Consider the following 23,318-nt stretch of genomic DNA (forward strand, 5'->3'; position numbering starts at 1 on the left):
TTGTTTTACTACTGGGTGAGGCCCTCAGCAGAAAGTGGGTTGTGGCGGTATGGAAGAGACCGGCGACATAAGGTCATTGCCAGGATGCAGAGCGGCAGCTTTCCGTAAAACTCTTAATCCAGATCAATAAATACAATCTGACCTTTGGATATTTCCTCTTAGATGATTTTACGCAGCATAAACCTTGGCAAATGGTCGTGCCGTTTCCTTTAGGAAGTTGCATGGTTAGTCCTACGCCGAGATCGAAAATGGGCTTTTAGCCTCGACTTACTCTCGTCCAACAACCTTTCCAATCAGAGTTATTGGGTTGATATCGTAAGCCCAGTGCGCATTGTCACCGCATGTTTCATTAATATCGTGACAAATTCCAAATTATCAACAATATGTAATTTTATCTATATTTTGATTCTGGCTGACGGAAATGTGCGGATTCGCATAATGATTTCGGCCATATAAGAGGAGATTTGTTTGATGAATGGCGCGATTTCTATAGAAAATGCTAAAATTATCTATAATTTACCGTTCAGTGACCTGCTATTCCGCGCTCAGAGTATTCATCGCGCCCATTCTGACCCAAATGCTGTTCAGATGAGCAGACTTCTATCTATTAAAACTGGCGGCTGCGCTGAGGATTGTGGCTATTGCAGTCAGTCCGCGCATTATTCGACCGGCTTGAAAGCTTCAAAGCTGATGGAGGTTGAGAAGGTTCTTACGCAGGCGCAAAAAGCCAAAGACGAAGGTGCTACGCGTTTTTGTATGGGCGCAGCGTGGCGCAGTCCTAAAGATCGCGACATGGAAACGCTCGTGGCGATGGTGGAAGGTGTTAAGGCGCTCGGTATGGAAACCTGCATGACGCTTGGCATGCTGACAGAGGTACAGGCAGAGGGTTTTGCGAAGGCTGGTCTCGATTACTATAACCATAACATTGATACGTCTGAACGGTTTTACCCAGAGATCATCACCACTCGCAGCTTTGATGACCGCCTGAATACGCTTGAGACTGCGCGGATGGCTGGCATCAAATTATGTGCGGGTGGGATTTTGGGCATGGGGGAGACAATTGATGATCGCATTTCCATGTTGCTGACATTGGCCAATTTGCCTGTGCCGCCAGAAAGTGTGCCGATTAATCAACTGATCCCTATTCCTGGCTCTAAACTGGCCAATGCAATTCGGGTCGACCCTATAGATTTTATCCGGACAATTGCTCTGGCACGCATTCTGATGCCAACTTCGCATTTGCGCCTTTCTGCAGGGCGCACTGAAATGAGCGACGAGATGCAGGCACTTTGTTTTTTCGCGGGCGCAAATTCGATCTTTATTGGCGAAACCCTACTGACTGCAGATAATCCCGGCGAAGATCATGACACAGTGCTTTTTCAGCGCCTTGGCATTTCACCCATGCCTCTGGAATCTAGGTCATCAAGGCCTGTGGCGCAGTCATGACTATACTTGTTGACTATGCTGCGCAGCTGCAGGCACTCAGGCGGAAAGCGCGATTGCGTAGCCTCACACAATTGGGGGGAATTGATTTTACGTCCAATGATTTTCTGGCACTCGCCAGTGAAGCGCGTCTGAAAATGGCGATTACGGACGCGATTGAAAGAGGTGTTCCATGCGGTGCATCAGGCTCTCGTTTGCTAAGGGGCAATCACGCAGAACACGAGTGTCTGGAAGTGGAGGCCGCCACCTTCTTCGGTGCACAACGTACGCTTTATTTCGGCAGCGGTTATATTGCTAATGTAGCGCTTTTCTCCACTTTGCCGCGACGGGATGACCTGATCCTGTATGACGCGCTGATCCATGCAAGCGCCCATGAAGGTATTGCCGCAAGTAAGGCAAACTCTATCAGCATAGCGCATAATGATGCTGATGCTTTTGACAATACCATCCGCAACTGGCGTAAAAGCGGTGGGAGGGGACGTCCGTGGATCGCAGTCGAAAGCCTTTATTCGATGGATGGCGACAGAGCACCACTTGCTGAGCTTGCCGAGATAGCCGAACGCCACGAGGGTTTTCTCGTCATTGATGAGGCACATGCGACCGGCGTCGTTGGCACTGGCGGAAAGGGATTGGCTACTGAGCTTGCAGGACGCGAGAACATACTGGTTTTACATACATGCGGTAAGGCCCTTGGTGCATCCGGCGCATTGCTCGCTACGCCCTCAATACTTGCCCACTATCTCACCAATCGCGCGCGTGGATTTATCTATTCGACTGCTCCCTCGCCATTAATGGCAGCGGCGGTGCGGGAGGCTTTGCGTATCGTTGCCGACGAACCGGAACGGCGGGATGCGCTTGATCATCGCGTTGCCTTTACCGCTCAAGCATTAACGCAGTGTCTCAGTATTGTACCGAGTGGATCGCATATTCAGCCAATTATTATTGGCGATAATGCCAAGGCTGTGAGAATTGCCGAAGCACTTCAGGCGCACGGCTTTGACGTTCGCGCCATACGCCCACCAACAGTCCCGGAAGGTACGGCGCGTCTGCGCCTCTCGATTACCCTCAATGTCGACGAGCAACAGATCGCACATATGTTGGACTGCCTTGCCGGTCTCATGAAAGAAATCAGAAAATGACGATACGCTTTGTTATATCGGGAACGGATACTGGTGTTGGAAAAACAATATTCTCAGCTGCTCTGACAGGCGCTCTTCATGCACATTACTGGAAGCCGATACAATCAGGACTGATCGAGGAAACCGATAGTCAGATTGTTGCACGTCTCAGCGGTGTACCGCGTGAGCAGATTCTGCCGGAAGCCTATCGTTTGAAGAAACCAGCATCGCCGCATCTTTCCGCACGGCTTGAACAAGTGGAAATCGATGAAGCAGCGCTCCAGCCAACAGCATCAAACGACCCGCTCATCATTGAAGGGGCGGGAGGGCTGTTGGTGCCGCTTACATCAAAACTGCTGTTTGCAGATGTTTTTGCGAAATGGCATATCCCTGTCATTCTTTGTGCGCGAACCTCACTTGGTACAATCAATCATACATTACTATCGATTACGGCATTGCGCAGCCGTGATATTCCGCTTCATGGTGTTGTCTTCATTGGAGATGAGAATACTGATACGCAATCCATCATCACCGATATTGGAAATGTGAAACAACTCGGTCGCCTTCCTATTTTGGAAGAGCTGACCAGAGATAGTCTCAGTAATGCTTTTCATGCCAATTTTGATCTGGCCTCATTCGTGGAGGCAGGTGTTTGACTCAGTCTCCCGTTTGGCATCCATTCACGCAACATGCGCTCATGCCGCGCATGAAACAGATTGTTGCAACAGAAGGCGCATATCTTTTCGATGATGAGGGCAACCGCATCTTTGATGCAATCTCATCCTGGTGGGTCACGACACATGGCCATCGCATTCCACGGATCATGAACGCGATCCGAGAAGCAACAGAATCCTATGATCAGATTATTTTTGCGGAATTCACCCATGAACCCGCAGAAAACCTTGCAAAAGCTCTTCTCGAGTTCACGCCCCCAGGGCTCAAACACGTCTTTTATTCGGATAGCGGTTCGACTGCCGTAGAGGTTGCTATCAAGATGGCGCTTGGTAGCTTTCACAATCGTGGTGCTGCTCACGATCGTATCGTCGTGATGGAGCATAGCTATCATGGCGATACAATCGGTACGATGTCTGTGGGTCAACGCGGCGTTTTCAATGCGCCCTTTGAGTCTTTACTTTTTGGGGTGGATGCTTTGCCATTCCCCAATTTGGGTCATGAGCAACAAACTCTGGACAGATTTGAAGCACTTTGTCGTTCAGGAAAAATAGCCGCTATTCTTGTGGAGCCGCTGGTACTTGGCGCTGGTGGCATGAAAATCTACGACCATTCAGTGCTCCAATCGCTGAAGCAAGTTGCAAGCCGCTATGGAGTATTCTTCATTGCAGACGAAGTGATGACCGGATGGGGACGCACTGGCAAGCGGTTTGCCTGCGATCACGCTGGCGTCACGCCGGATATTCTTTGTACTTCCAAAGGAGTTACAGGCGGGGCTTTGCCACTCGCGGCTACCCTTTGCACGCCTGAGATTTTTGAGGCGCATTTATCGCATGATCGAACAAAGACATTCTTTCATTCAAGCTCTTATACTGCCAATGCGATTGCTTGCGCGGCAGCTGTGGCGAACCTGCAAATCTGGCGTGACGAACCGGTAGAGGCCCGCCTTCATACGATCGCAGCGCAACATGCCCATCATCTGCAACGTTTTGAAAATGATCACAGATTTACCAGTGTTAGACAATGCGGCACCATTGCTGCTCTTGACGTTGCGGTGCCTGCCGAGGGTTATCTGGCTGAAATCGGACCGCGCTTACGTCAGCTCTTTCGGGAAAAGCTCATTCTGCTCCGTCCACTTGGAAATACTATCTACCTGATGCCGCCTTATTGCTCGAATTCAGAAGATATCTCACTCACATATGATGCCATTGATGAAGTTGTATCGCTGGCTTTAGCGGAAATCATGCAATGACGGCACTTTCCTCGCGTCTTGCCGGATTTGGTCATTCCGTACCGGCCCGGATTGTCACTAATGCGGAAATCGAAAATCGCCTCGGCCTTGAAAATGGCTGGATCGAGCGTCGTACCGGCATAAAATCCCGACACTGGGCAACTGAAAGCGAAACATTGAGCAGCCTTGCCGCAAATGCCGGTAATATGGCACTCGAACAAGCCGGGATTCCCCGCGACGCGATTGCGCTTGTTCTACTTGCGACGTCTACACCAGATCATCTGTTACCACCTTCCGCACCACTTCTGGCGCATAAGCTGGCACTAAAAAATGCCGGTGCTATCGATCTTTCAGGTGCTTGCTCTGGCTTCCTTTATGCGCTGTCACTTGCCGATGGCTTTGTTCGCACACAAAACAAACCTGTACTCATTGTCGCTGCCAATATTCTCAGCCGAAGGATCAATCCAGCTGAACGCGCAAGCAGTGTTCTGTTCGCAGATGCTGCTGGTGCGGTGGTTCTGGCACCATGCAATAACCTACAGAGCGGACTGAAAGCGACAGCACTGAATTCAGATGGAAGCAATTATGACCTGATCACCATTCCGGCAAGTGGCAGCAATACACCGTTTTCGCCCCACATCCCCCGGGATGAATTTTTGATGACAATGCGTGATGGACGTGAGGTGTTTTCCAGAGCCGTTGAATTAATGACCCAAACATCAATGGAGGTCATGAATAATGCCGGTTTTACAGCCTCTTCAATTGATCACTTTATTCCTCATCAGGCCAATATCCGTCTTTGTGATGCGGTCAGGCACAATCTCGGATTTGATACTTCCCAAATGATGAGCACCATCAGAAACTATGGAAATTCATCTGCTGCAACCATCCCGCTCTCACTATCAATTCTTCATAGACATAATCCTTTAAAGCCTGGTCAGAAATTATTGATGACCGCTGCTGGTGCGGGAATGAGTGGCGGTGCGACCCTATTCGAACTATGAAAGAATTACCGGGGGGCTCCTTAGGAGGACTACCCACTATGGTTTTGAATAAAATTCAACGAACATCCGAACGGGGCCGATGATTTCGACTTCATGCGGTTGACGTGGTTGGATCAGGCCAGGTTTTCCTGATTCAAGCACCGTTTCTGAAAACGGTTCGAGAATTCGATAGAGCAACCGCCCTTGCATCACATGTATTAATGCCCACGAACCTTCCTTTGTCGTATGCTTTTTTTGAAGTGCGGCTGGTAATGTGTCCTGATCAAATTCGGGCGAACGACCATAGGTAATCAAGTCATCTGGAAGATGAACGTGTTTTGTGGGTTGTGATACCATTATTTCATTCTCCTAATTGTCGACCAAAACCCTTTCAGTTTCAATCAAAGGCACGTCAGCTTTTATAGAACGCATGCGGACAAAGAGTATTCATATCTCGTATTAACGCAATGCAATCCCGGCAATGTGTACCAGCGACGAACGCGCATAATTTCAATAGGGCTTTAGTCATTTGATTTTATCACATTTTAGGTGCGCAGTTTGATAAATGATCTGCTGAGCGTTTCAATTGTCAAATCTAGATAGTCGGCTATATCTTTGCATTTCATAGGAATGTGAAATTATGTGTCGTCACGCCATGATCATTGATGAAGATACAAAAGGAAGACAGCATTTTTTTATCCGGTTCAAACGACCGAGCATGACTTGAAGAAAATCTGAGGTAGGCGACGTTTCCCACGTGGCCTTCATAAGTATTTCGCGAACTCCCGGGATTGTTTGGAACAGCTTATCAACTTACCTGTATCAAACGATAACAACACAAATGGCTCGATAGCTTCCACGAATTTCATATAGGGATGAGATTATAACAGGCCGGTGTATGTCATTGCAAACAGGTTGTACGCGCACGCCGGCCTGATTGTGTTCAGTTACTGAGCCTTGCTATCGAGAGCCTTGCCAGCACCTTTAGACTACATAATGTGGGAACGATACGACTACACGCGTGTTTTCTCTACACTCAAAATCGAGAAGGGAAAATGGGTTATTCCTATTAAGCACAACTTCAGTCTGCATCGCGCTGTCGTCATAAAGCGAACTGCGGCTAATGCAAATCCCGCCGAATTTTCCGAAACACACGACTCGAGAGGTTTTAAATTATGACCGTCGTCCTTGCTACCGTTTGCCAAGATGGAGTCGTGCTTGGCTCTGACTCTCAGATTACGGACAAGGGGAGAGGCATGACATACCCGGCCGAGAAACTGCACCCTTTGGGCGAGCTAGCGGCTTGGGGCGGAAGTGGCGCGCGATCAGTGCTGGTCGACGTCGAACGGTGTTTCAATGAAAACAGTGCGGCTATTCTGGAGGCCCCGGATATCGGCCGCGCGTTGCAAGAACAGGTTCTCCCGATCCTGCGCCATCACTACGACACGTTCATCTCGGACGTTCCGGGCGAAGAAGGTGGCGGCTCGCCATCGGCCTACGTGATGGCTGCCGGGTGGCGCAAAGGTGAGCCGTGGATTGTTGAGATAACGCCTTCTGGCATGATCGGGCACTACGCTGATATCGGATTCCACGCGATCGGCAGCGGTGCGGCCATGGCACAGCAAGCCGGCTCGCTTCTGTCTCACTTCAATTTGACCGATCGGTCGATGCGCTTCGGTTGCGCGACCGTCCTGCGTGTTTTGGAAGCGCTTGACCTTTCGTCCCCTACCGTCGGTAAGCCATTCAGTCTGTGTCGTATCGACCAGGACGGTGCGCACCACCTCAGTGACAAAGAGATTGAGCACGTGACTAAGGACGTTCGTCGATGGGAGGAAGCCGAACAAGCCGTAATCGCCAAAATGTTCGAGTGACCAGCCTTGATGCAAATTGAACGAGCGAGATGAGGGCGCTCAATATTCGCCTACATCCTTGACTTGTAGACAGGCCGGACTGTTTCGGAAAGCTTGCGCCCTGGCGTGACGGTGCAGGAAGTTGCCGATTGTTAACCGCTTGAAGCTGTCGGGTTGAAGCACGGGAGTTCTTGACTCCAACTCTAAATCAGAAACTTCCCACCGGATTTGCCCCACGTACCTATCGCCGCTGGCGCGCGCGAGTGAGGCATTGGCATGCCTCGACGAAACTCTTGTTTATTCGCCGGTCGGCACACGACTGATCGAACGGTTTCATTTTGCCGATGCCTCCGCGTCGCTTTGGCTCGATGGCGAACTGGTCGAGATGGAAGATCTCATCCTGCATGAAGCGGCGCGCGATATCCATTCCCCCAGTCATGCTCTGACCATTGCGCGCGACGTGTTGCAGACAAGGCGGCGCATTACCGCGCAGGCGCCGGACTGGGCGCTGAGCCCGAACGGCTTGAGCATTCCGCGACAGGCGCGGCCTGAGGTTTGATGGCGAGCCAGTGGGCCTGCACCTAGCTGATCACTCGTGGCGCGCAGCTGAGTTATCGGCACAGTTACCTTAACCTAAGCGTAAACATTGTTGGCGATAACGGGTGATGATCGAACCTCTTTCTTCACTTTACCACCGCCGTCGTTATCCTGCTGAGATTATTGCAGAGGGGGTGTGGTTGTATTTCCGCTTTCCACTGAGCTTTCGTATGGTCGAAGATATGCTGGCTTATCGCGGGATATTCGTTACACATAAGACAGTTTACGAATGGGCAGAGAAATTCGGACGAGCTTATGCGAGTAATATCCGTCGTCGCACACCGCGGCTTGGCGATAAATGGCACTTGGATGAGTGCGTAATATCTATCAAAGGTGAGCATCACATTCTTTGGCGGGCGGTTGATCAGGACGGTTTTGTGTTAGATGTTTTGGTCCAGAAACGCCGCAAGGCCGCCAAGCGTTTCATGTGCAAGCTTCTCTCTGCTCAGGGCTGTGCACCGCGGGTTATGGTCACCGATAAACTACGATCATATGGGGCTGCCAAACGAGCTATAGGCCTTAGCGTTTGCGATCATCGCCAGCATAAGGGTTTGAACAATCGGGCAGAGAATTCGCATCAGCCGATCCGACGACGCGAGCGGGTTATTAAGCGCTTGAAATCGGCGCGACATGTGCAAAATTTAACGTCGATACATGACCCGATTTACAATCTTCATTATTTCCCACGCAATCAAATCAGTTCAGACAATCACCGAGAGCTACGTCAAGCCGCCACTGACATGTGGCGCGAAATCGCTTGCCTGAAGTCCGCATGACAGATGCATCAAAGATTGAGTTACGTCTGCACTCCAGTTAACGTAAAAGTGCCAAACGGCCTCCTACACCCCGGCCTCGCTCCAGCGCCGAAATCGTCGATAGATCGTATTCCAATTGCCGCATTTGGGCGGAACATCCCGCCACGGCGTACCGCAGCGAAGTCTCCCAAATATGCCGTTGATAATTGCACGATTTTGCTCCGGGCGACGCCCGCGTCCCCGATTGACGGCTTCAATCCGAAGTAAATCCTTCAAGACACGCCATTCGGATTCGCTCAGATCCTGCTCGCTCATCGCTATCAATCCCATCTGCTCGTCTCCCAGACGTCTTTCAGACTGGGGGAGTGTGACACTTCTACTTTGCAGAAGCAGGACATTCTAACTTTGCGGCTACAATATTGTCGCTAACAATGATAGTTATGCATCCGTATTTTCAGCGTTAACGCGCATAAAAATGCGCTTCCCATTAATAACACAGTTGAATAAGGCCGTCGACTTATCACACGACAAATACGCTTTATGCTCGGCTTCAAATTCAAAACTGAGGTAGTATCATGCTCGTTGGCATCAATCTCTCTAATATGAAGCGCAAACAGCAAGGTTTCTCCCAGTTGCAAAGACGCTCTCGCTCAATGTGGAACCAAAATACGTCTTAACATCATTCATATGATTGAATTCTGCTTAAAGCATTGGTATACCTGATTAATCCACGCTAAGACAGATTTATGTTCGGCTGTTAGTAACACTCCGCAATCGCCTGCGAACTCGTTCCAGCCCTCAACATAGGTTTCGCGCACGACTGTCAGCACGGGTATCTGCTTTGCATACGCCAGCTCGATAACGGTCCGAAATCCCTGACCTTCCGTTTCGCCTTTGCCGAAACGGTTGAGGATGAGCAGATCTGCTCCGGCTTCGATTTCTGCAAGCAGCGAACCTGCTACATCCGCAAGTGCTGACGGATCAAGCCTGCAACCACGCGAGCCCGAGCCAAGCGGCTGCGAGATAATCTGCCTTACGCCTGAGCCAAGACGTTCAATCACGATTTCACGGCAGCATTCATCCGTCTCAGGGCCGCGGTGCTGCAAAAAACCCGCGACCTTGAAACCACATTCCACGGCCCGTGCCGCAACGGCCGCCAGAAGCGGATCGACCGAAATATCCTTGTCGGCCAGAATTGCTGCAAGGATCGGCTGTGAAGTCATTGACTTTCTCCCTCACTGGACAGCAGGTCTATTCCGGTAATTTCTGCGTCAGCGGCCAGAATAGCAATATATTGCGAAACCGCTTTTGACCATGTGGAGGCTTCAAGCCAGCCCGCGATGCGTTCGGATACGAAATCGAAGGGGAGTACTTCGCCATCAACACGCCGATCAAGCCTGATGATATGAAAACCAAAACGGCTTTCAATCGGTGCCGCCGTGATATCGCCCGGTGAAAGTCGCTCAAGTGCGCGTTCCAATTCCGGTACTGTGCTTCCCCGCGTAAGCTGGCCGAGATTACCCCCCTGTGCGCCTGACGGACATGCCGAATATTCGCGAGCCATCGAAGAAAAGCTTGCCGGATCAGCAATTACAGACGTTGCCAGAAAAGATGCTGTGCCGCGTGCGGCTTCCCGCGCTTTTGGGTCAGCAGGGTCTGCTGCAATCAGGATATGGCTGGCTTCCAGCAACGGCGAACTTGTGAAACGTCGGCGATTATTTTCATAAAAGCGCAAGCATTCGTCGCTCGATGCCTGAGGCACATCCACTTCTTGATCGATGACCATACGCACCAGCGCATCTTCATCAGTTTCGAGACGACCTTCCTCATCTTTTTCAGGCTGCGCTATGATGCCAACTTCTCTTGCGCGTTGCAAAAGAAGTTCGCGTACCGCAAGGGCGCGGGCACCGGCAAGCAAGGCTGCACCGGGATTTTCTGCCGGATGGTTTTGCGCTTCCGTCAGAATATCGCTTTCGGCAATTTCCACACCATTGACCGAAACGGCATCAAAAATAGGGCGCGGTTTCGGTGGAACGCGTGTGTCCGGCTCTTGATACGTGGAGTAGCTGCCTTTTGCACCAGAATGTGCATGCGAATGCGAATGTGAATTGCCTGACGGCTGTTTGCTGTCAAAAAGTGTGGCCATCAGTTTTGCTCCATCTGAACGCGTTTACGGGATGGGACTGCGCTGTGGTTGCGCTTACGCACAACCTGATAGCCGGGCCGCCAGATATAGCGCACAGGCAGGCTCAACATATGAACGAGACGTGTGAACGGGAACAGAAGCAGGATCGTCAGGCCAAGGAAAATATGCAGTTTGAAGATCAGCGACGCATCCAGCACATAGCTTGAGGCTTGCAGATTAAACGTAAAGATGCCCTGCGCCCAGCTCATGAATTTCACCATTTCATGGCCGTCAAGATGTTGGAGCGATACCGGAATTGTCGCAAGTCCGAGCAGCAATTGAATCCACAACAGGATGATGATCAGTGTATCAGTCCGGCGTGATGATGCACGAATACGCGGGTCAAACAGACGGCGATGCACCAGAAGCGTTGCACCGATGATTGCCATCACACCGGCTATACCACCTGCAACAATAGCGAGGATTTGCTTGGCTTCATGGCTGATGCCGAGTGTGTCGAAAATCCAGATTGGCGTTAGAAGGCCGACGAAGTGGCCAGCGAAAATCACCAGAACACCAACATGAAACAGCACCGAGCCCCACATCAGCTGCTTGCGGCGCAAAAGCTGGCTGGACCCGGCACGCCATGTATAGGGTTCGCGGTCATAGCGGACAATAGACCCCAGTGCCAGCACGCTCAGCGCGATATAGGGGTAAATTCCGAACAGGAACGTATTGATATGATTGGCCATCATCCGTCTCCTAGATTTGGTTGGGGTTGGATGGCGCAGCCGGATTGCGGCGTGCGGCACGCACCTGCATACGCAGACGATCCGGCCCACAGGCATTTTCACCAGCATTGGAACTGCCGAACGTTACGGCCTCTTCTTCCCAGATGCGGTCAAGTGCCTCCAGATCATTGGGGTCGTCCTCTGCCTGACGCAGCAATTCTCCAACCAGCTTTTCGTCGGGCTTAGCCCGGCTGATATGGGCGAGAGCTGCAAATGCATTGGAATAGATCGAACGGCGCTTGCGCAAACGCTCACCAATCGCCGTTGTGATATGAGCTGTTTGTGCCAGAAGATCGTGAATTTCTTCCGGCGTTCGGGTCGAGAGAAACTCGAGGAACAGCGGCAGATAATCAGGAAGCTCTTTGGCATCAATTTCGAAACCATTGTCTTCATACATTTTCAGCAGATCGACCATGGCCTGACCGCGATCACGGCTTTCGCCATGCACATGCTCGAACAGATGCAGCGAAAGCGCACGCGTGCGATCAAACAGATGCACATAACGCTCCTGCGCCTCATAGAGATCGCCCTTGCAGATGTCATCAATCAGATTGTCGAGGAGTTTTATAATCCCCGGCGATAGCAGGCTTGTTTCTTCTGAGACAGCTGCTTTCAGCTCTTCTCGCCCGGCCCTGATTTCAGGGGACGGGTAAGAGAGAAGCAGCGACAGGATTTTCAGAGGTTTGTTCATTACACTTGCTCCCTGAAAATATCGGTTGGTGTCTGGACAACCTTCTGGCGCTTGGCACCAAACAGGTCTTCCGTGGACGAACCGCCCGAACAGCCGTTGCCGAAGGTGAAGCCACACGAACCATGCAGATCATAGGCATCTTCGGTGACTTCGCGATGCGAAGTCGGGATGACAAAACGATCTTCGTAATTGGCGATCGCCATCAACTGATACATGTCTTCAATCATTTGACTATCCATGCCAACGCGCTCTGCAATCGCTTCGTCAATCACGCCGTCAATGGTCTTTGAGCGCATATAGGAGCGCATGGCCAACATGCGTTCGAGCGCGGAAACGACCGGCTCCTCCTTGCCTGCGGTCAGAAGATTGGCGAGATAGCGAACCGGAATACGCATCGAGCGAACATCCGGTAGCGGGCCATCCATGCCGAGCTTGCCAGCGGCAGCAGCCGACTGAAGTGGCGAAAGCGGCGGCACATACCAGACCATTGGTAATGTGCGATATTCAGGATGCAGCGGGAAGGCAATTTTCCATTCCATTGCCATCTTATAGACCGGCGAATGCTTGGCGGCTTCAAGCCACGCATCCGGCACACCATCCTTACGCGCCTGTTCGATCACTTTTGGATCGTTTGGATCAAGGAAGATGCTCAACTGTTCTTCGTAAAGGTCCTGCTCATTGGCAGTCGATGCTGCTTCCGAAATCCGGTCGGCATCGTAAAGAATAACGCCGAGATAACGGATACGACCAACACAGGTTTCCGAGCAGACGGTCGGCTGTCCGACTTCGATGCGCGGATAGCAGAAGATGCACTTTTCTGACTTGCCCGAACTCCAGTTGTAGTAAATCTTCTTATAAGGGCAGCCAGAGACGCACATGCGCCAGCCACGGCATTTTTCCTGATCGATCAGTACGATGCCGTCATCTTCACGCTTATAGATCGCACCCGATGGGCAGGCTGCAACGCAGGTCGGATTGAGGCAATGCTCGCATAAGCGCGGCAGATACATCATGAAGGTGTTTTCGAACTGGCCGTAGATTTCCTTTTCCACGCCTTCGAAATTGTAGTCTTTCGAGCGATGGGCAAATTCACCACCGAGAATTTCTTCCCAGTTTGGACCCCATTCGATCTTTTCCATCCGTTCGCCGGAAATCAGCGAACGCGGACGTGCGGTCGGCATGGTCTTGCTTTCAGGTGCTGACTGCAAGTGTCCATAATCGAAGTCGAAAGGCTCGTAATAATCGTCAATTTCCGGCAGGTCGGGATTGGCGAAAATCTTGGCAAGAATGCGCCATTTCGCACCCATTTTGGGTTCGATCTTGCCGTTTTTCTTGCGGACCCAGCCACCATTCCACTTCTTCTGATTTTCCCATTCTTTTGGAAAACCAATGCCGGGCTTGGTTTCAACATTGTTGAACCAGGCATATTCAACACCTTCACGGCTGGTCCAGACGTTCTTACACGTCACGGAGCAGGTATGGCAGCCGATGCACTTGTCCAGATTGAGAACCATACCGATTTGTGCGCGGATTTTCATTCTGCTGCCTCCTTGCTGTGCGGTGTATGTTGGGTGCTGTCATCAAGCGGACCTTCCATCCAGTCGACATTCTCCAGCTTGCGCACCACGACAAATTCATCGCGGTTTGCACCAACAGTTCCGTAATAATTGAAACCATAAGATTGATGGGCATAGCCGCCGATCATATGGGTTGGCTTAGTGATGATACGTGTGACCGAGTTATGGATGCCGCCGCGCTGACCTGTGAGAGGTGAGCCGGGCACGTTAATGATCTTTTCCTGCGCGTGGTACATGAACATTGTACCGTCCTTGATGCGCTGGGAAACGACTGCACGCGCCACGATGGCGCCATTGGCATTGTAGACTTCAACCCAGTCATTATCGATCAGACCAGCTCGCTTGGCGTCCGGTTCAGAAATCCACACGACCGGACCGCCACGGTTGAGCGTTAGCATCAACAGATTGTCGGAATAGGTCGAGTGAATGCCCCATTTCTGGTGCGGCGTGATAAAGTTAAGCACCAGATGCGGCTTACCATCGGCCTTTTCGCGAATGGCCGGATTGACCGTCTTGGTATCGATTGGAGGGCGGTAAACGCAGAAGCCTTCACCGAATGCACGCATCCACAAATGATCCTGATAGAGCTGCTGACGGCCTGTCAGCGTGCGCCATGGGATCAATTCATGCACATTGGTGTAACCTGCATTGTAGCAAACGCTTTCCGATTCAAGACCAGACCAGGTTGGCGACGAGATGATCTTGCGTGGCTGCGCTACAACATCGCGAAAGCGGATTTTCTCATCTTCTTTCGGGATTGCAAGATGTCCATGATCGCGGCCTGTGAATTTCGACAGCGCTTCCCATGCCTTCACGGCCACTTCGCCGTTGGTTTCTGGTGCAAGTGATAAAATGACTTCCGTTGCATCAATGTCGGTCATGATGCGCGGACGACCTTCGGATGCACCCGGATCAGTGACTTTACCGTTCAGCTTGCCGAGAAGTTCGACTTCATGATCGGTGTTCCAGCCGATGCCCTTGCCGCCATTGCCAAGCTTTTCGAGCAATGGTCCGACTGACGTGTAGCGCTTGTAAAGGTTCGGATAATCGCGCTCGACCACAACGACCGTTGGCATGGTTTTGCCGGGGATCGGTTCAATCTCGCCCTTTTTCCAATCTTTCACATCGAATGGCTGTGAGAGTTCGCCCGCCGTATCATGCAGCGTTGGAACAAGAACTATGTCCTTTTCGACGCCCAGAACTTCCGGTGCTACATCCGAGAATTTCTTGGCGATGCCTTTGAAAATATCCCAGTCGGTCCGGGCTTCCCACGCGGGATCGGCAGCACTCGACAGCGGATGAATGAAGGGATGCATGTCGGACGTGTTGAGATCGTTCTTTTCATACCAGGTGGCAGTTGGCAGCACGATGTCTGAATAAACGCAGGTCGTGGACATGCGGAAATCCAGTGTGACCAGCAGATCGAGTTTTCCTTCCGGCGCTTCATCATGCCAGACGGCTTCCTGCGATTCCTGTGCGCCTTGCTCGCCAAGATCCTTACCGAGCAAACCATTAGAGGTGCCAAGCAGGTGCTTGAGGAAATATTCATGGCCCTTACCGGAAGAACCAAGCAGATTGGAACGCCACACAAACATGTTGCGCGGCCAGTTTGCTTCATTGTCAGGGTCTTCGCAGGACATGTTGAGGCTGCCGGATTTGAGCGCTTCGGCAACAAAATCCTTGGCATCTTTGCCCGATGCCGCCGCCTGTTTTGCCAATTCCAATGGGTTGGTCTGCAATTGTGGTGCGGATGGCAGCCAACCCATACGTTCTGCACGAATATTATAATCGTGCAGCGTTCCACCCCATTCGCCCTCTGGCGCAGTCGGTGACAGAATGTCATCGACCTTCACAGTTTCATAGCGCCATTGGTCGGTATGCGCATAGAAAAACGAGGTTGAGTTCATGTGACGTGGCGGACGGTTCCAGTCGAGCGCGAAAGCAAGCGCTGTCCAGCCGGTCTGCGGACGCAGTTTTTCCTGACCGACATAATGGCTCCAGCCACCGCCCGATTGACCGATACAACCGCACATCACCAGCATATTGATGATGCCACGATAGCTCATATCCATGTGGTACCAGTGGTTGAGACCGGCACCGAGAATGACCATGGAACGGCCATTGGTCTTTTCAGCATTATGGGCAAATTCGCGTGCTACTGCGATGATCTGATCACGCGGAACGCCGGTGATTTTTTCAGCCCATGCCGGCGTATAAGGCAGTCCTTCGTCGAAGGATTTTGCAGAATTCTTGTCGTCAAGACCGCGATCAAGGCCGTAATTGGCTGCAAAAAGGTCGAAGACCGTCGCAACCATGGCTTCGCCTTCGGCAAGCTTTACCTTGCGGGCAGGGACCTTGCGCACAAGAACGCTGTCGTGATCTGTGCCCTCAAAATAATCATGCTCGCGATTGCCAAAATACGGGAAGCCGACTTCGGCGATAACATCATGTTCGCCCTTGTCTATAAAGGTCTTGGCGAGATCGACCGCATCGCCTTTGCCGTCTTTTTCTTCCAAATTCCACTTGCCGTCTTCGCCCCAACGATAGCCGATTGAACCGCTTGGCGCGACATAGGCACCGGACGTCTTATCGAAAGCGACGGTTTTCCAGTCAGGATTGTTGCCTTCGCCCAATGTATCGACAAAATCGGATGCGCGGATGAAGCGTTCCGGCACATAATGGCCGTCCTTCTTGGTCAGGCGCACCAGCATCGGGAAGTCGGTATATTTGCGGCAATAATCCTCAAAATACTCGACCTGACGATCCAGATGGAACTCGCGCAAAATGACATGACCAATCGCCATGGCAAGTGCTGCATCGGTGCCCTGCTTGGGATGCAACCAAAGATCGGAGAATTTTGCGGCTTCCGAATAGTCGGGCGAAACAACGACCGATTTTGCGCCCTTATAGCGGGCTTCGGTGTAAAAATGCGCATCTGGCGTACGGGTCTGCGGAACGTTCGAACCCCACAGCATCAGGAAGCCGGCATTATACCAGTCGGCAGATTCCGGCACATCGGTCTGTTCGCCCCATGTCATTGGAGAGGCGGGTGGCAGATCGCAATACCAGTCATAAAAAGACATGCAAACGCCGCCGAGCAGCGACAGATAGCGCGAACCGGCTGCATAAGACACCATCGACATGGCCGGGATCGGCGAGAAGCCAACCACGCGGTCAGGGCCATAGGTTTTGGTCGTATAGGCATTGGCGGCCGCGATGATTTCGGTGACTTCATCCCATGTAGCGCGAACAAAACCGCCAAGGCCGCGTACTTTCATGTAATCGGAGCGCTTTTCCGGGTCTTGCTGAATGGCAGCCCATGCAGCCACGGGTGTTTTCAGCGCACGTTCCTTGCGCCAATGTTTCATAAGGCGCGAGCGGATCAGCGGATATTTAACGCGATTAGCCGAATAGACATACCAGCTATAGCTCGCACCACGCGGACAGCCGCGTGGCTCATGATTGGGAAGGTCAGGCCGCGTGCGCGGATAATCGGTCTGCTGGGTTTCCCATGTGATGATGCCGCCCTTCACATAGACTTTCCACGAGCAGGAGCCGGTGCAGTTCACACCATGGGTCGAGCGGACGATTTTGTCATGCTGCCAGCGCTTGCGATAGGCATCTTCCCAGTCACGATTTTCAACCGTGGTGACACCATGTCCTTCGGAAAAGGTGCCGACATTTTTCCGGGCAAGAAAGTTCAATCGGTCGAGGAGTAGACTCATAATTTTGTCCTCTCAATAAGTTCAGTTATCAGGCGGCAGCAGTCGCAGATTTGCGATTGTGCTCGACGTCATAGAGAAGGCCACCTTTGCGGGTGTAGACGGCCCATGTGATGATGAGGCAGGTCACGTAGAAGATGAGAAATGCCCAGAGAGCGGCTTCCGGTCCGCCGGTCATGCTGATTGAGGTGCCGTAGCCTTTTGGAATGAAGAAGGCACCGAAAGCAGCGATGGCCGATGTGAAGCCGGTGATGGCAGCTGATTCCTTGCCTGCTTCCAGACGACGCTGCTCGATCGTTGCCTTTGGCATCAATCGATCCATTTCCTTCGACATGATCGCAGGGATCATCTGGAAGGTGGATGCATTGCCGATACCGGTCGCAAAGAACAGCAGCACGAAAGAGGCGAAGAAGCCGGTGAATGCATGGGGCTGATCCTTGATGCCAACGAACCAGAGCACGCCGCTTACACCAATCACCATCAGTACAAAGGCCCAGATGGTGACGCGCCCGCCGCCATACTTATCCGCAAGCCAGCCTGAACCAGAGCGCGACAAGGCACCGACCAAAGGTCCGAGGAAGGCGTAATGCAACGCATTGACTTCGGGGAACAGGATGTTGGTCAGCAATGGGAAACCAGCCGAGTAGCCGATGAAGGAACCGAAAGTTCCGGTATAAAGCCAGCACATAATCCAGTTGTGCTTCCGGCGGAAAATGACAGCCTGATCTGCAAAAGAAGCTTTTGCCGATGCGATGTCATTCATGCCGAACCAGTTGGCAAAAGCTGTGATTATAATGAACGGTACGAAGAAGAAACCAGCATTCTGCAACCAAAGCGGCGAACTGCCAGCCTCTGTTGCAACAAATGCTGCATCGCCACCAAGCTTGCCGAAGATGCCAGCGGTAATCACCAGCGGCACCACGAACTGCACGACGCTCACACCGAGATTGCCGAGGCCAGCATTCAATGCTGCTGCATTGCCCTTTTCCGCCTTCGGGAAGAAGAAGGAAATATTGGACATTGACGAGGCGAAGTTGCCGCCACCAAAGCCGCAGAACAAAGCAAGCAGAAGGAATACGAAGTAAGGCGTATCCGGATGCTGCACGGCATAGCCGATACCTATGGCCGGAATAACCAGTGACCATGTGGTCAGCGTTGTCCAGAGACGTCCGCCGAAGATCGGCACCATGAAGGAATAGAAGATGCGCAGCGTCGCGCCCGAAATGCCGGGGAGGGCTGCTAGCCAGAACAACTCGTCCGTTGTGAATTTAAAGCCAACCAGTGGCAGCTTTGCAACGACGACCGACCAGACCTGCCAGATTGCAAATGACAGCAGCAAAGCAGGGATGGAGAGCCAGAGGTTGCGCTTGGCAATGCGTTTGCCCTTTTGTTCCCAGAATGTTTTGTCTTCTGGTTCCCATTCGGTCAGCACGGCTTCGCTTTTACGCGCTGGCTTGAGTTCAAGCTTTTTAAGGCCCTGCAATTCGGCAAAGGCTGGAAGTTCTTCCGTGGTGGTGCCGTGTGCTGCACGTTCCATCTGGCGGATCGAGACATGCATCCACGCGAATGAAACAGCAACGATCACAAACAGCAGCATGAAGCAGCTTGTCCAGAGGCCTGTGAGATCAAGTAGAACACCAAACAGGATAGGCAGGATGAAGCCGCCAAGCCCACCGATCATGCCAACCAGACCGCCGACAGCGCCGACATTGCCGGGATAATAGACCGGAATGTGCTTGAAGACGGCAGCCTTGCCCAAAGCCATGAAGAAGCCGAGGATGAATACGGTTACAGTAAAACCAACCACGCCCATTTCTGCGGTAAAGCGCAGCGGACCATTATCACTCTGGATAATATATTCGGTTGGCGGATAGGACAGAATGAATGTTGCCACCAGCCCAACAAGGAAGGTCCAATACATGACCTTGCGGGCGCCATAGACATCCGACAAATGTCCGCCATAAGCGCGGAACAGACTGGCAGGGATTGAAAAGCAGGCAGCGATCATACCGGCATAGCGAATATCAACGCCATAAACATGGATCAGATATTGCGGCAGCCATAGTGCAAGCGCCACGAAAGCGCCGAACACAAAGAAGTAATAAAGTGAAAAGCGCCAGACCTGTATATTTTTGAGTGGTTCCAGTTCGAGAAGCGTGCTCGCTGGCTTTTCGCCTTTGCGCTTTCGTTCAAGCTGAACGGGATCGTCGCTTGTGGTGAAATAGAAGGCCAGCGCCATGATAACCATCGCAGCCGCCCAGATTTCAGCAACCGCATGCCAGCCAAAAGCCACCATGACCATAGGTGCGAAAAATTTTGTGACAGCCGAACCGACATTGCCCGCGCCAAATATACCGAGTGCGGTCCCTTGCTTTTCAGGCGGGTACCAGCGCGAGACATACGCCACACCGACTGAGAATGAGCCGCCCGCAACGCCAACACCCAAAGCCGCTATCAGCATCTGCGGATAGGTTGTTGCATAAGTGAGGAAATAGGTAGCCACTGCTGAAAGCAGCATCGTGAGCGCAAAAATCGCCCGCCCACCATAACGATCCGCCCAAACCCCAAGAATAACGCGTATCAGCGATCCCGTGAGGATCGGCGTTCCAACGAGCAGGCCGAACTGCGTCTCACTTAGACCAAGTTCCGAGCGGATTTGTATGCCGATGATTGCGAATATCGTCCAGACGGCAAAGCATGTCGTAAACGCGACCGTGCTCATTGTTAGTGCTGTCGTCTGTTTCCGGTGGGTAGTGTCTCCAGCGGCATATGTCATAGGCGGACTCCGACTTGAATACCGTGAAAGGTTTCGATTGCAGATATGCAACCTCAGTCAGTTGAATACATTGATCGAGATCAATGGATGGTGATTCTCAAAGAATATTCAGATGTATTCGCATGTTAATGTGACAAATAGATTTAGTTAATGTCAAGTATTGATCAAATACGCTTGATCAATTGATATTTATCAAGTATGTTAGACTTGAGTTTTAAACTTGATATTACGAGTATGGTTTAATGAGAAAAGAAGATATTGATGTGCTGCGCAATTTACCCCTTTTCGCAGATGTTGATGAAAAGACGTTTGAGCGCATTTTAAGCCCAAGCTTTATGCAGTCATTTCCGCCGAAAACAGTTTTGCTGAAAGAAAACGAACGTGCTGATTTTCTTTATGTAATTCTTGATGGTCTCGTGCTGATGTCAGCAAAATCGAACGAGGGGGAGACTGCGCTTGAGATTTTGCGCTCAGTTGATGTTTTTATTCTAGCGGCAGTGCTCAATGATGATGTTTGTCTACAGACTGCTCAGACACTCATACCGACGCGCGTTTTGATGGTTCCATCAACGTTGGTGCGGGCATTGATGAGTGAGGATGCCGGTTTTATGCGTGCGATTGTGTTCGAAACTGCACGTGCTTACCGGCGTTTGGTCAAAGAGTTAAAAACCCAAAAGCTTAGAAGCAGCGTTCAACGCCTGGCAAATTGGATTTTAAAAGAAGCGCTGACCAGCGTTGAGCCGGATGTTGTCGTAATTCCTTATGAAAAGCGGATACTAGCGGCGTATCTCGGCATGACTCCAGAAAATCTCTCGCGGAGCTTTGCGAGTCTTGGACTGCATGGAGTGAGTGTCGAAGCATCAACTGTCAGGATCGTAAACAATGAAAAGCTTAAACGCTTTGCAGCGCCATCGCATCTCATTGATAGTCAGGAGCGAACGGTCCATGCTCCACGATAAGAAAACAATCATTTCAAATATTGGGGCCGTTATGTTTTAATGATTGGTCTGCATCAAATGCCAGAGTTTAGGTAAATATTTTTCCCTTTGCTTAAAAACCAACAGCGACCAGTTCGACTCATGTACGAATTTTCTTCGTCAGTTTCATAACCAGGATCATATACCGTAGGGTCAAATAGTCGTATGAGCGCAAATTACGATTTGCTACACGATCGGCATCTCATGTTGTCCAAATTTGATTTTGACTGGCACGCTGTAGAAGACCGCCATCTCCAAACGGGGCAGGAATAAGGTTACATCAAGCAGCTATCAGGCAGCTTCCGATTTGTCGTAAATTATTCTGTGGCTCAAATGCACAACTCCGTCGAACTCTTGTTTGATTTCCGGTTGGTGGCTTGTCCCAATAAAAGTCATTTCCGGACAGCGGCGCTTCAGAACTCTGATCAGAGTCAGAGAAGATGGAATGTCCAACTGACTGGTCGGTTCATCGGCTATCGCAATGTCTGGTGCGTGTAATATCAATCGCGCAAACGCCAATCTCTGACGTTCGCCGCCGGAAAGGCTGTTATGCCATGGCTCATCCAGCCGTGATATGAGATGTGTAAGCCCGACATCGTTTAAGGCAGCAATAATTGGTTCGTCTTCAAATGGTTCCAATCGCGGATAAGAAATGACGTGCCTCGCGTTGCCGTGCGGAATATAAGTGGTCTGAGGTAGAAACATTACATTTTCACTCAGCTCGAAACCTCCTGAGTAATAAGGCCACATGCCAGCAAAAACACGAAGGAGTGCAGTCTTTCCCACACCACTCGGACCATCAAGTAAAAGCCATTGTGATGCATGAACCTCGAACTGTATATGATGGAGCAATTCTCGTTTATCTCGCGTAAAGATAGACAGATTCTGTGATGATACTTTAAATTTGGTATCTGCTGGTGGATTGGGAGTTCTGTCATCAACGGTATCCAGCGACTTGTTGAACTCATCCAGACGGCTTACAACTGCCGACCATTCGCTGATGTTTTTAAAGTTATTAAGGAACCAGTTAAATCCAGCGAGAACTGCAGTAAAGGCATTTTGCGCCTGCATCATATCGCCCAGCGTGATGACCTTTCCAAGATATAAGGGCATGGTCGCAACGAGCGGTACAAACCAAGCAATTCGGAACTGTAAAGCAGAAAACGAATCCAACTTGAGTTCCTGAAAGATCAGAGTTTTCCAGTTTTTTTGAATGTGTGCGAACTCGCGGTCCATCCGATGTATCTCGGCAGGTTCACCGCGATGAAAGGCGATTTGTTCGCCATATTCCCTAACCCGCAGAAGGGTGGTGCGATAATCTGCTTCACGATGCTGCCGATCGATATTGAGCGGCTGCAACTTACGTCCGATGAGTTGCATAACCGTTGTGGCGATGATGGAATAAGCAAGAGCAATCCAGACCAGATAGCCATGGATTTGAATATCGATGGAATATAATCGCACGGTTTGAACGCCAGAGAGCGTCCACAAAACGGTAATAAACGCTGATAATCTTGCAATATTGAGGACAAGATTTCTGATGAGACGACTGCTCATCTCAGACAGCAGAGCAATATCTTCTGCAATGCGTTGATCTGGATTATCTGGCTCTTGTCCAAGGCGTATTTTATAATGGGCATGCGCATGCAACCATCGCTTTTGGAAGGCTTGTGTCATGACATTACGCCATGAAAAGCAAAGCTTCTTCCCAAACCAGCTGCTCAAGACGATGGTCGCGACAATTAGGAAAATGAAAGCAATATACTCAAGCACAAGAGGTTTAAGTAGTTGCCCGTCAAACACCGTTAAAGCGTCGTAAAACTCTTTGTTCCAGGTATTGATCCAAATGCTGACCTGAACAAAGGCGAGCTCGAAAAACAGCGTTACGAGGAGCAATAACCATAGCCCAGTTGCTTTGCGGCCTTTCCAGAACGGCAAAACGAGCGTTACAAAAGCAGAAAGTGTATTCATAACAATTGCATTTCAAAATGAATGCGCACGGTTGTCGCT

The 23,318-nt window shown here is 51.0% G+C and carries 19 protein-coding genes and 1 pseudogene; 9 read left to right on the plus strand and 11 right to left on the minus strand.

What is annotated here, in order from left to right; all coding sequences use genetic code 11:
- Positions 1 to 471: 471 nt before the first annotated feature.
- From bioB to WH356_RS10530, 5 genes are read left to right on the plus strand one after another with little or no spacing between them, the layout of a single operon-like run.
- Positions 472 to 1,446 (plus strand): biotin synthase BioB, encoded by a 975-nt coding sequence (gene bioB / locus WH356_RS10510; protein WP_339510527.1) that lies wholly within the window; start codon positions 472 to 474, stop codon positions 1,444 to 1,446.
- A complete protein-coding gene (locus WH356_RS10515; protein WP_339510529.1) occupies positions 1,443 to 2,582 on the plus strand; it encodes an 8-amino-7-oxononanoate synthase in 1,140 nt (379 codons plus the stop codon). Before bioB ends, WH356_RS10515 begins: the two co-directional genes overlap by 4 nt.
- Positions 2,579 to 3,217: a dethiobiotin synthase gene (gene bioD, locus WH356_RS10520; RefSeq protein WP_339510531.1), complete on the plus strand. Its 639-nt coding sequence runs from the start codon at positions 2,579 to 2,581 to the stop codon at positions 3,215 to 3,217. The genes WH356_RS10515 and bioD overlap by 4 nt, the downstream gene beginning before the upstream one ends.
- Entirely contained in the window at positions 3,214 to 4,485 is a 1,272-nt protein-coding gene (locus WH356_RS10525; protein ID WP_339510533.1) for an adenosylmethionine--8-amino-7-oxononanoate transaminase, read from the plus strand. The genes bioD and WH356_RS10525 overlap by 4 nt, the downstream gene beginning before the upstream one ends.
- Positions 4,482 to 5,468: a beta-ketoacyl-ACP synthase III gene (locus WH356_RS10530; RefSeq protein WP_339510535.1), complete on the plus strand. Its 987-nt coding sequence runs from the start codon at positions 4,482 to 4,484 to the stop codon at positions 5,466 to 5,468. The genes WH356_RS10525 and WH356_RS10530 overlap by 4 nt, the downstream gene beginning before the upstream one ends.
- Positions 5,469 to 5,504: 36 nt before the next feature.
- Here WH356_RS10530 and WH356_RS10535 read toward each other — a convergent pair whose 3' ends face one another.
- Complete coding sequence (locus tag WH356_RS10535) at positions 5,505 to 5,804, minus strand: DUF1971 domain-containing protein (RefSeq protein WP_339510537.1); 300 nt, start codon at positions 5,802 to 5,804, stop codon at positions 5,505 to 5,507.
- A 188-nt stretch (positions 5,805 to 5,992) separates the two neighbouring features.
- Complete coding sequence (locus tag WH356_RS10540) at positions 5,993 to 6,073, minus strand: hypothetical protein (protein ID WP_339511155.1); 81 nt, start codon at positions 6,071 to 6,073, stop codon at positions 5,993 to 5,995.
- 630 nt (positions 6,074 to 6,703) lie between these two features.
- Here WH356_RS10540 and WH356_RS10545 point away from each other — a divergent pair.
- From WH356_RS10545 to WH356_RS10555, 3 genes are all read left to right on the plus strand, one after another.
- A complete protein-coding gene (locus WH356_RS10545; RefSeq protein ID WP_339510539.1) occupies positions 6,704 to 7,318 on the plus strand; it encodes a proteasome protein in 615 nt (204 codons plus the stop codon).
- A 250-nt stretch (positions 7,319 to 7,568) separates the two neighbouring features.
- Positions 7,569 to 7,856, plus strand: a complete 288-nt coding sequence (locus tag WH356_RS10550) for a hypothetical protein (protein ID WP_339510541.1) — start codon at positions 7,569 to 7,571, stop codon at positions 7,854 to 7,856.
- A gap of 106 nt (positions 7,857 to 7,962) precedes the next feature.
- Positions 7,963 to 8,670: an IS6 family transposase gene (locus WH356_RS10555; RefSeq protein ID WP_339510543.1), complete on the plus strand. Its 708-nt coding sequence runs from the start codon at positions 7,963 to 7,965 to the stop codon at positions 8,668 to 8,670.
- A 66-nt stretch (positions 8,671 to 8,736) separates the two neighbouring features.
- Here WH356_RS10555 and WH356_RS10560 read toward each other — a convergent pair.
- From WH356_RS10560 to WH356_RS10595, 8 genes and pseudogenes are all read right to left on the minus strand, one after another.
- Positions 8,737 to 8,964, minus strand: a pseudogene (locus tag WH356_RS10560) (transposase); the annotation flags it as partial.
- Positions 8,965 to 9,332: 368 nt separating this feature from the next.
- Positions 9,333 to 9,872, minus strand: coding sequence for a DUF2478 domain-containing protein (locus WH356_RS10565; protein WP_339510547.1), 540 nt, complete (start codon positions 9,870 to 9,872; stop codon positions 9,333 to 9,335).
- Positions 9,869 to 10,795, minus strand: a complete 927-nt coding sequence (locus tag WH356_RS10570) for a peptidylprolyl isomerase (protein WP_339510550.1) — start codon at positions 10,793 to 10,795, stop codon at positions 9,869 to 9,871. The genes WH356_RS10565 and WH356_RS10570 overlap by 4 nt, the downstream gene beginning before the upstream one ends.
- The gene (gene narI / locus WH356_RS10575) at positions 10,795 to 11,526 is read right to left on the minus strand and encodes a respiratory nitrate reductase subunit gamma (protein WP_339510552.1); all 732 of its coding nucleotides are present in this window, start codon (positions 11,524 to 11,526) and stop codon (positions 10,795 to 10,797) included. Before narI ends, WH356_RS10570 begins: the two co-directional genes overlap by 1 nt.
- 10 nt (positions 11,527 to 11,536) lie before the next feature.
- On the minus strand, positions 11,537 to 12,256 hold the full coding sequence (narJ, locus tag WH356_RS10580; protein ID WP_339510554.1) for a nitrate reductase molybdenum cofactor assembly chaperone: 720 nt from the start codon (positions 12,254 to 12,256) through the stop codon (positions 11,537 to 11,539).
- Complete coding sequence (gene narH, locus WH356_RS10585) at positions 12,256 to 13,794, minus strand: nitrate reductase subunit beta (protein WP_339510556.1); 1,539 nt, start codon at positions 13,792 to 13,794, stop codon at positions 12,256 to 12,258. Before narH ends, narJ begins: the two co-directional genes overlap by 1 nt.
- Positions 13,791 to 17,558 (minus strand): nitrate reductase subunit alpha, encoded by a 3,768-nt coding sequence (locus WH356_RS10590; RefSeq protein ID WP_339510558.1) that lies wholly within the window; start codon positions 17,556 to 17,558, stop codon positions 13,791 to 13,793. The genes narH and WH356_RS10590 overlap by 4 nt, the downstream gene beginning before the upstream one ends.
- A 28-nt stretch (positions 17,559 to 17,586) precedes the next feature.
- A complete protein-coding gene (locus WH356_RS10595) occupies positions 17,587 to 20,331 on the minus strand; it encodes a nitrate/nitrite transporter (RefSeq protein ID WP_339510559.1) in 2,745 nt (914 codons plus the stop codon).
- 242 nt (positions 20,332 to 20,573) lie between these two features.
- On the opposite strand from WH356_RS10595, the gene WH356_RS10600 reads away from it, so the two are divergent.
- The gene (locus WH356_RS10600) at positions 20,574 to 21,290 is read left to right on the plus strand and encodes a cyclic nucleotide-binding domain-containing protein (RefSeq protein ID WP_339510560.1); all 717 of its coding nucleotides are present in this window, start codon (positions 20,574 to 20,576) and stop codon (positions 21,288 to 21,290) included.
- A gap of 309 nt (positions 21,291 to 21,599) precedes the next feature.
- On the opposite strand, the gene WH356_RS10605 is transcribed toward WH356_RS10600, so the two are convergent.
- Positions 21,600 to 23,279 (minus strand): ABC transporter ATP-binding protein/permease, encoded by a 1,680-nt coding sequence (locus WH356_RS10605; protein WP_339510562.1) that lies wholly within the window; start codon positions 23,277 to 23,279, stop codon positions 21,600 to 21,602.
- Positions 23,280 to 23,318: the final 39 nt, after the last annotated feature.

The sequence above is a fragment of the Ochrobactrum sp. MYb379 genome (assembly GCF_037479515.1).
GTDB lineage: Bacteria > Pseudomonadota > Alphaproteobacteria > Rhizobiales > Rhizobiaceae > Brucella.

Excerpts from the sequence above, each read along its gene's own strand:
- bioB (WP_339510527.1), top strand. The coding sequence starts at position 472 with ATGAATGGCGCGATTTCTATAGAAAATGCTAAAATTATCTATAATTTA.
- WH356_RS10515 (WP_339510529.1), top strand. The coding sequence starts at position 1,443 with ATGACTATACTTGTTGACTATGCTGCGCAGCTGCAGGCACTCAGGCGG.
- bioD (WP_339510531.1), top strand. The coding sequence starts at position 2,579 with ATGACGATACGCTTTGTTATATCGGGAACGGATACTGGTGTTGGAAAA.
- WH356_RS10530 (WP_339510535.1), top strand. The coding sequence starts at position 4,482 with ATGACGGCACTTTCCTCGCGTCTTGCCGGATTTGGTCATTCCGTACCG.
- WH356_RS10535 (WP_339510537.1), bottom strand. The coding sequence starts at position 5,804 with ATGGTATCACAACCCACAAAACACGTTCATCTTCCAGATGACTTGATT.
- WH356_RS10540 (WP_339511155.1), bottom strand. The coding sequence starts at position 6,073 with ATGAAATGCAAAGATATAGCCGACTATCTAGATTTGACAATTGAAACG.
- WH356_RS10545 (WP_339510539.1), top strand. The coding sequence starts at position 6,704 with ATGACATACCCGGCCGAGAAACTGCACCCTTTGGGCGAGCTAGCGGCT.
- WH356_RS10555 (WP_339510543.1), top strand. The coding sequence starts at position 7,963 with ATGATCGAACCTCTTTCTTCACTTTACCACCGCCGTCGTTATCCTGCT.
- WH356_RS10565 (WP_339510547.1), bottom strand. The coding sequence starts at position 9,872 with ATGACTTCACAGCCGATCCTTGCAGCAATTCTGGCCGACAAGGATATT.
- WH356_RS10570 (WP_339510550.1), bottom strand. The coding sequence starts at position 10,795 with ATGGCCACACTTTTTGACAGCAAACAGCCGTCAGGCAATTCACATTCG.
- narI (WP_339510552.1), bottom strand. The coding sequence starts at position 11,526 with ATGGCCAATCATATCAATACGTTCCTGTTCGGAATTTACCCCTATATC.
- narJ (WP_339510554.1), bottom strand. The coding sequence starts at position 12,256 with ATGAACAAACCTCTGAAAATCCTGTCGCTGCTTCTCTCTTACCCGTCC.
- narH (WP_339510556.1), bottom strand. The coding sequence starts at position 13,794 with ATGAAAATCCGCGCACAAATCGGTATGGTTCTCAATCTGGACAAGTGC.
- WH356_RS10590 (WP_339510558.1), bottom strand. The coding sequence starts at position 17,558 with ATGAGTCTACTCCTCGACCGATTGAACTTTCTTGCCCGGAAAAATGTC.
- WH356_RS10595 (WP_339510559.1), bottom strand. The coding sequence starts at position 20,331 with ATGACATATGCCGCTGGAGACACTACCCACCGGAAACAGACGACAGCA.
- WH356_RS10600 (WP_339510560.1), top strand. The coding sequence starts at position 20,574 with ATGAGAAAAGAAGATATTGATGTGCTGCGCAATTTACCCCTTTTCGCA.
- WH356_RS10605 (WP_339510562.1), bottom strand. The coding sequence starts at position 23,279 with ATGAATACACTTTCTGCTTTTGTAACGCTCGTTTTGCCGTTCTGGAAA.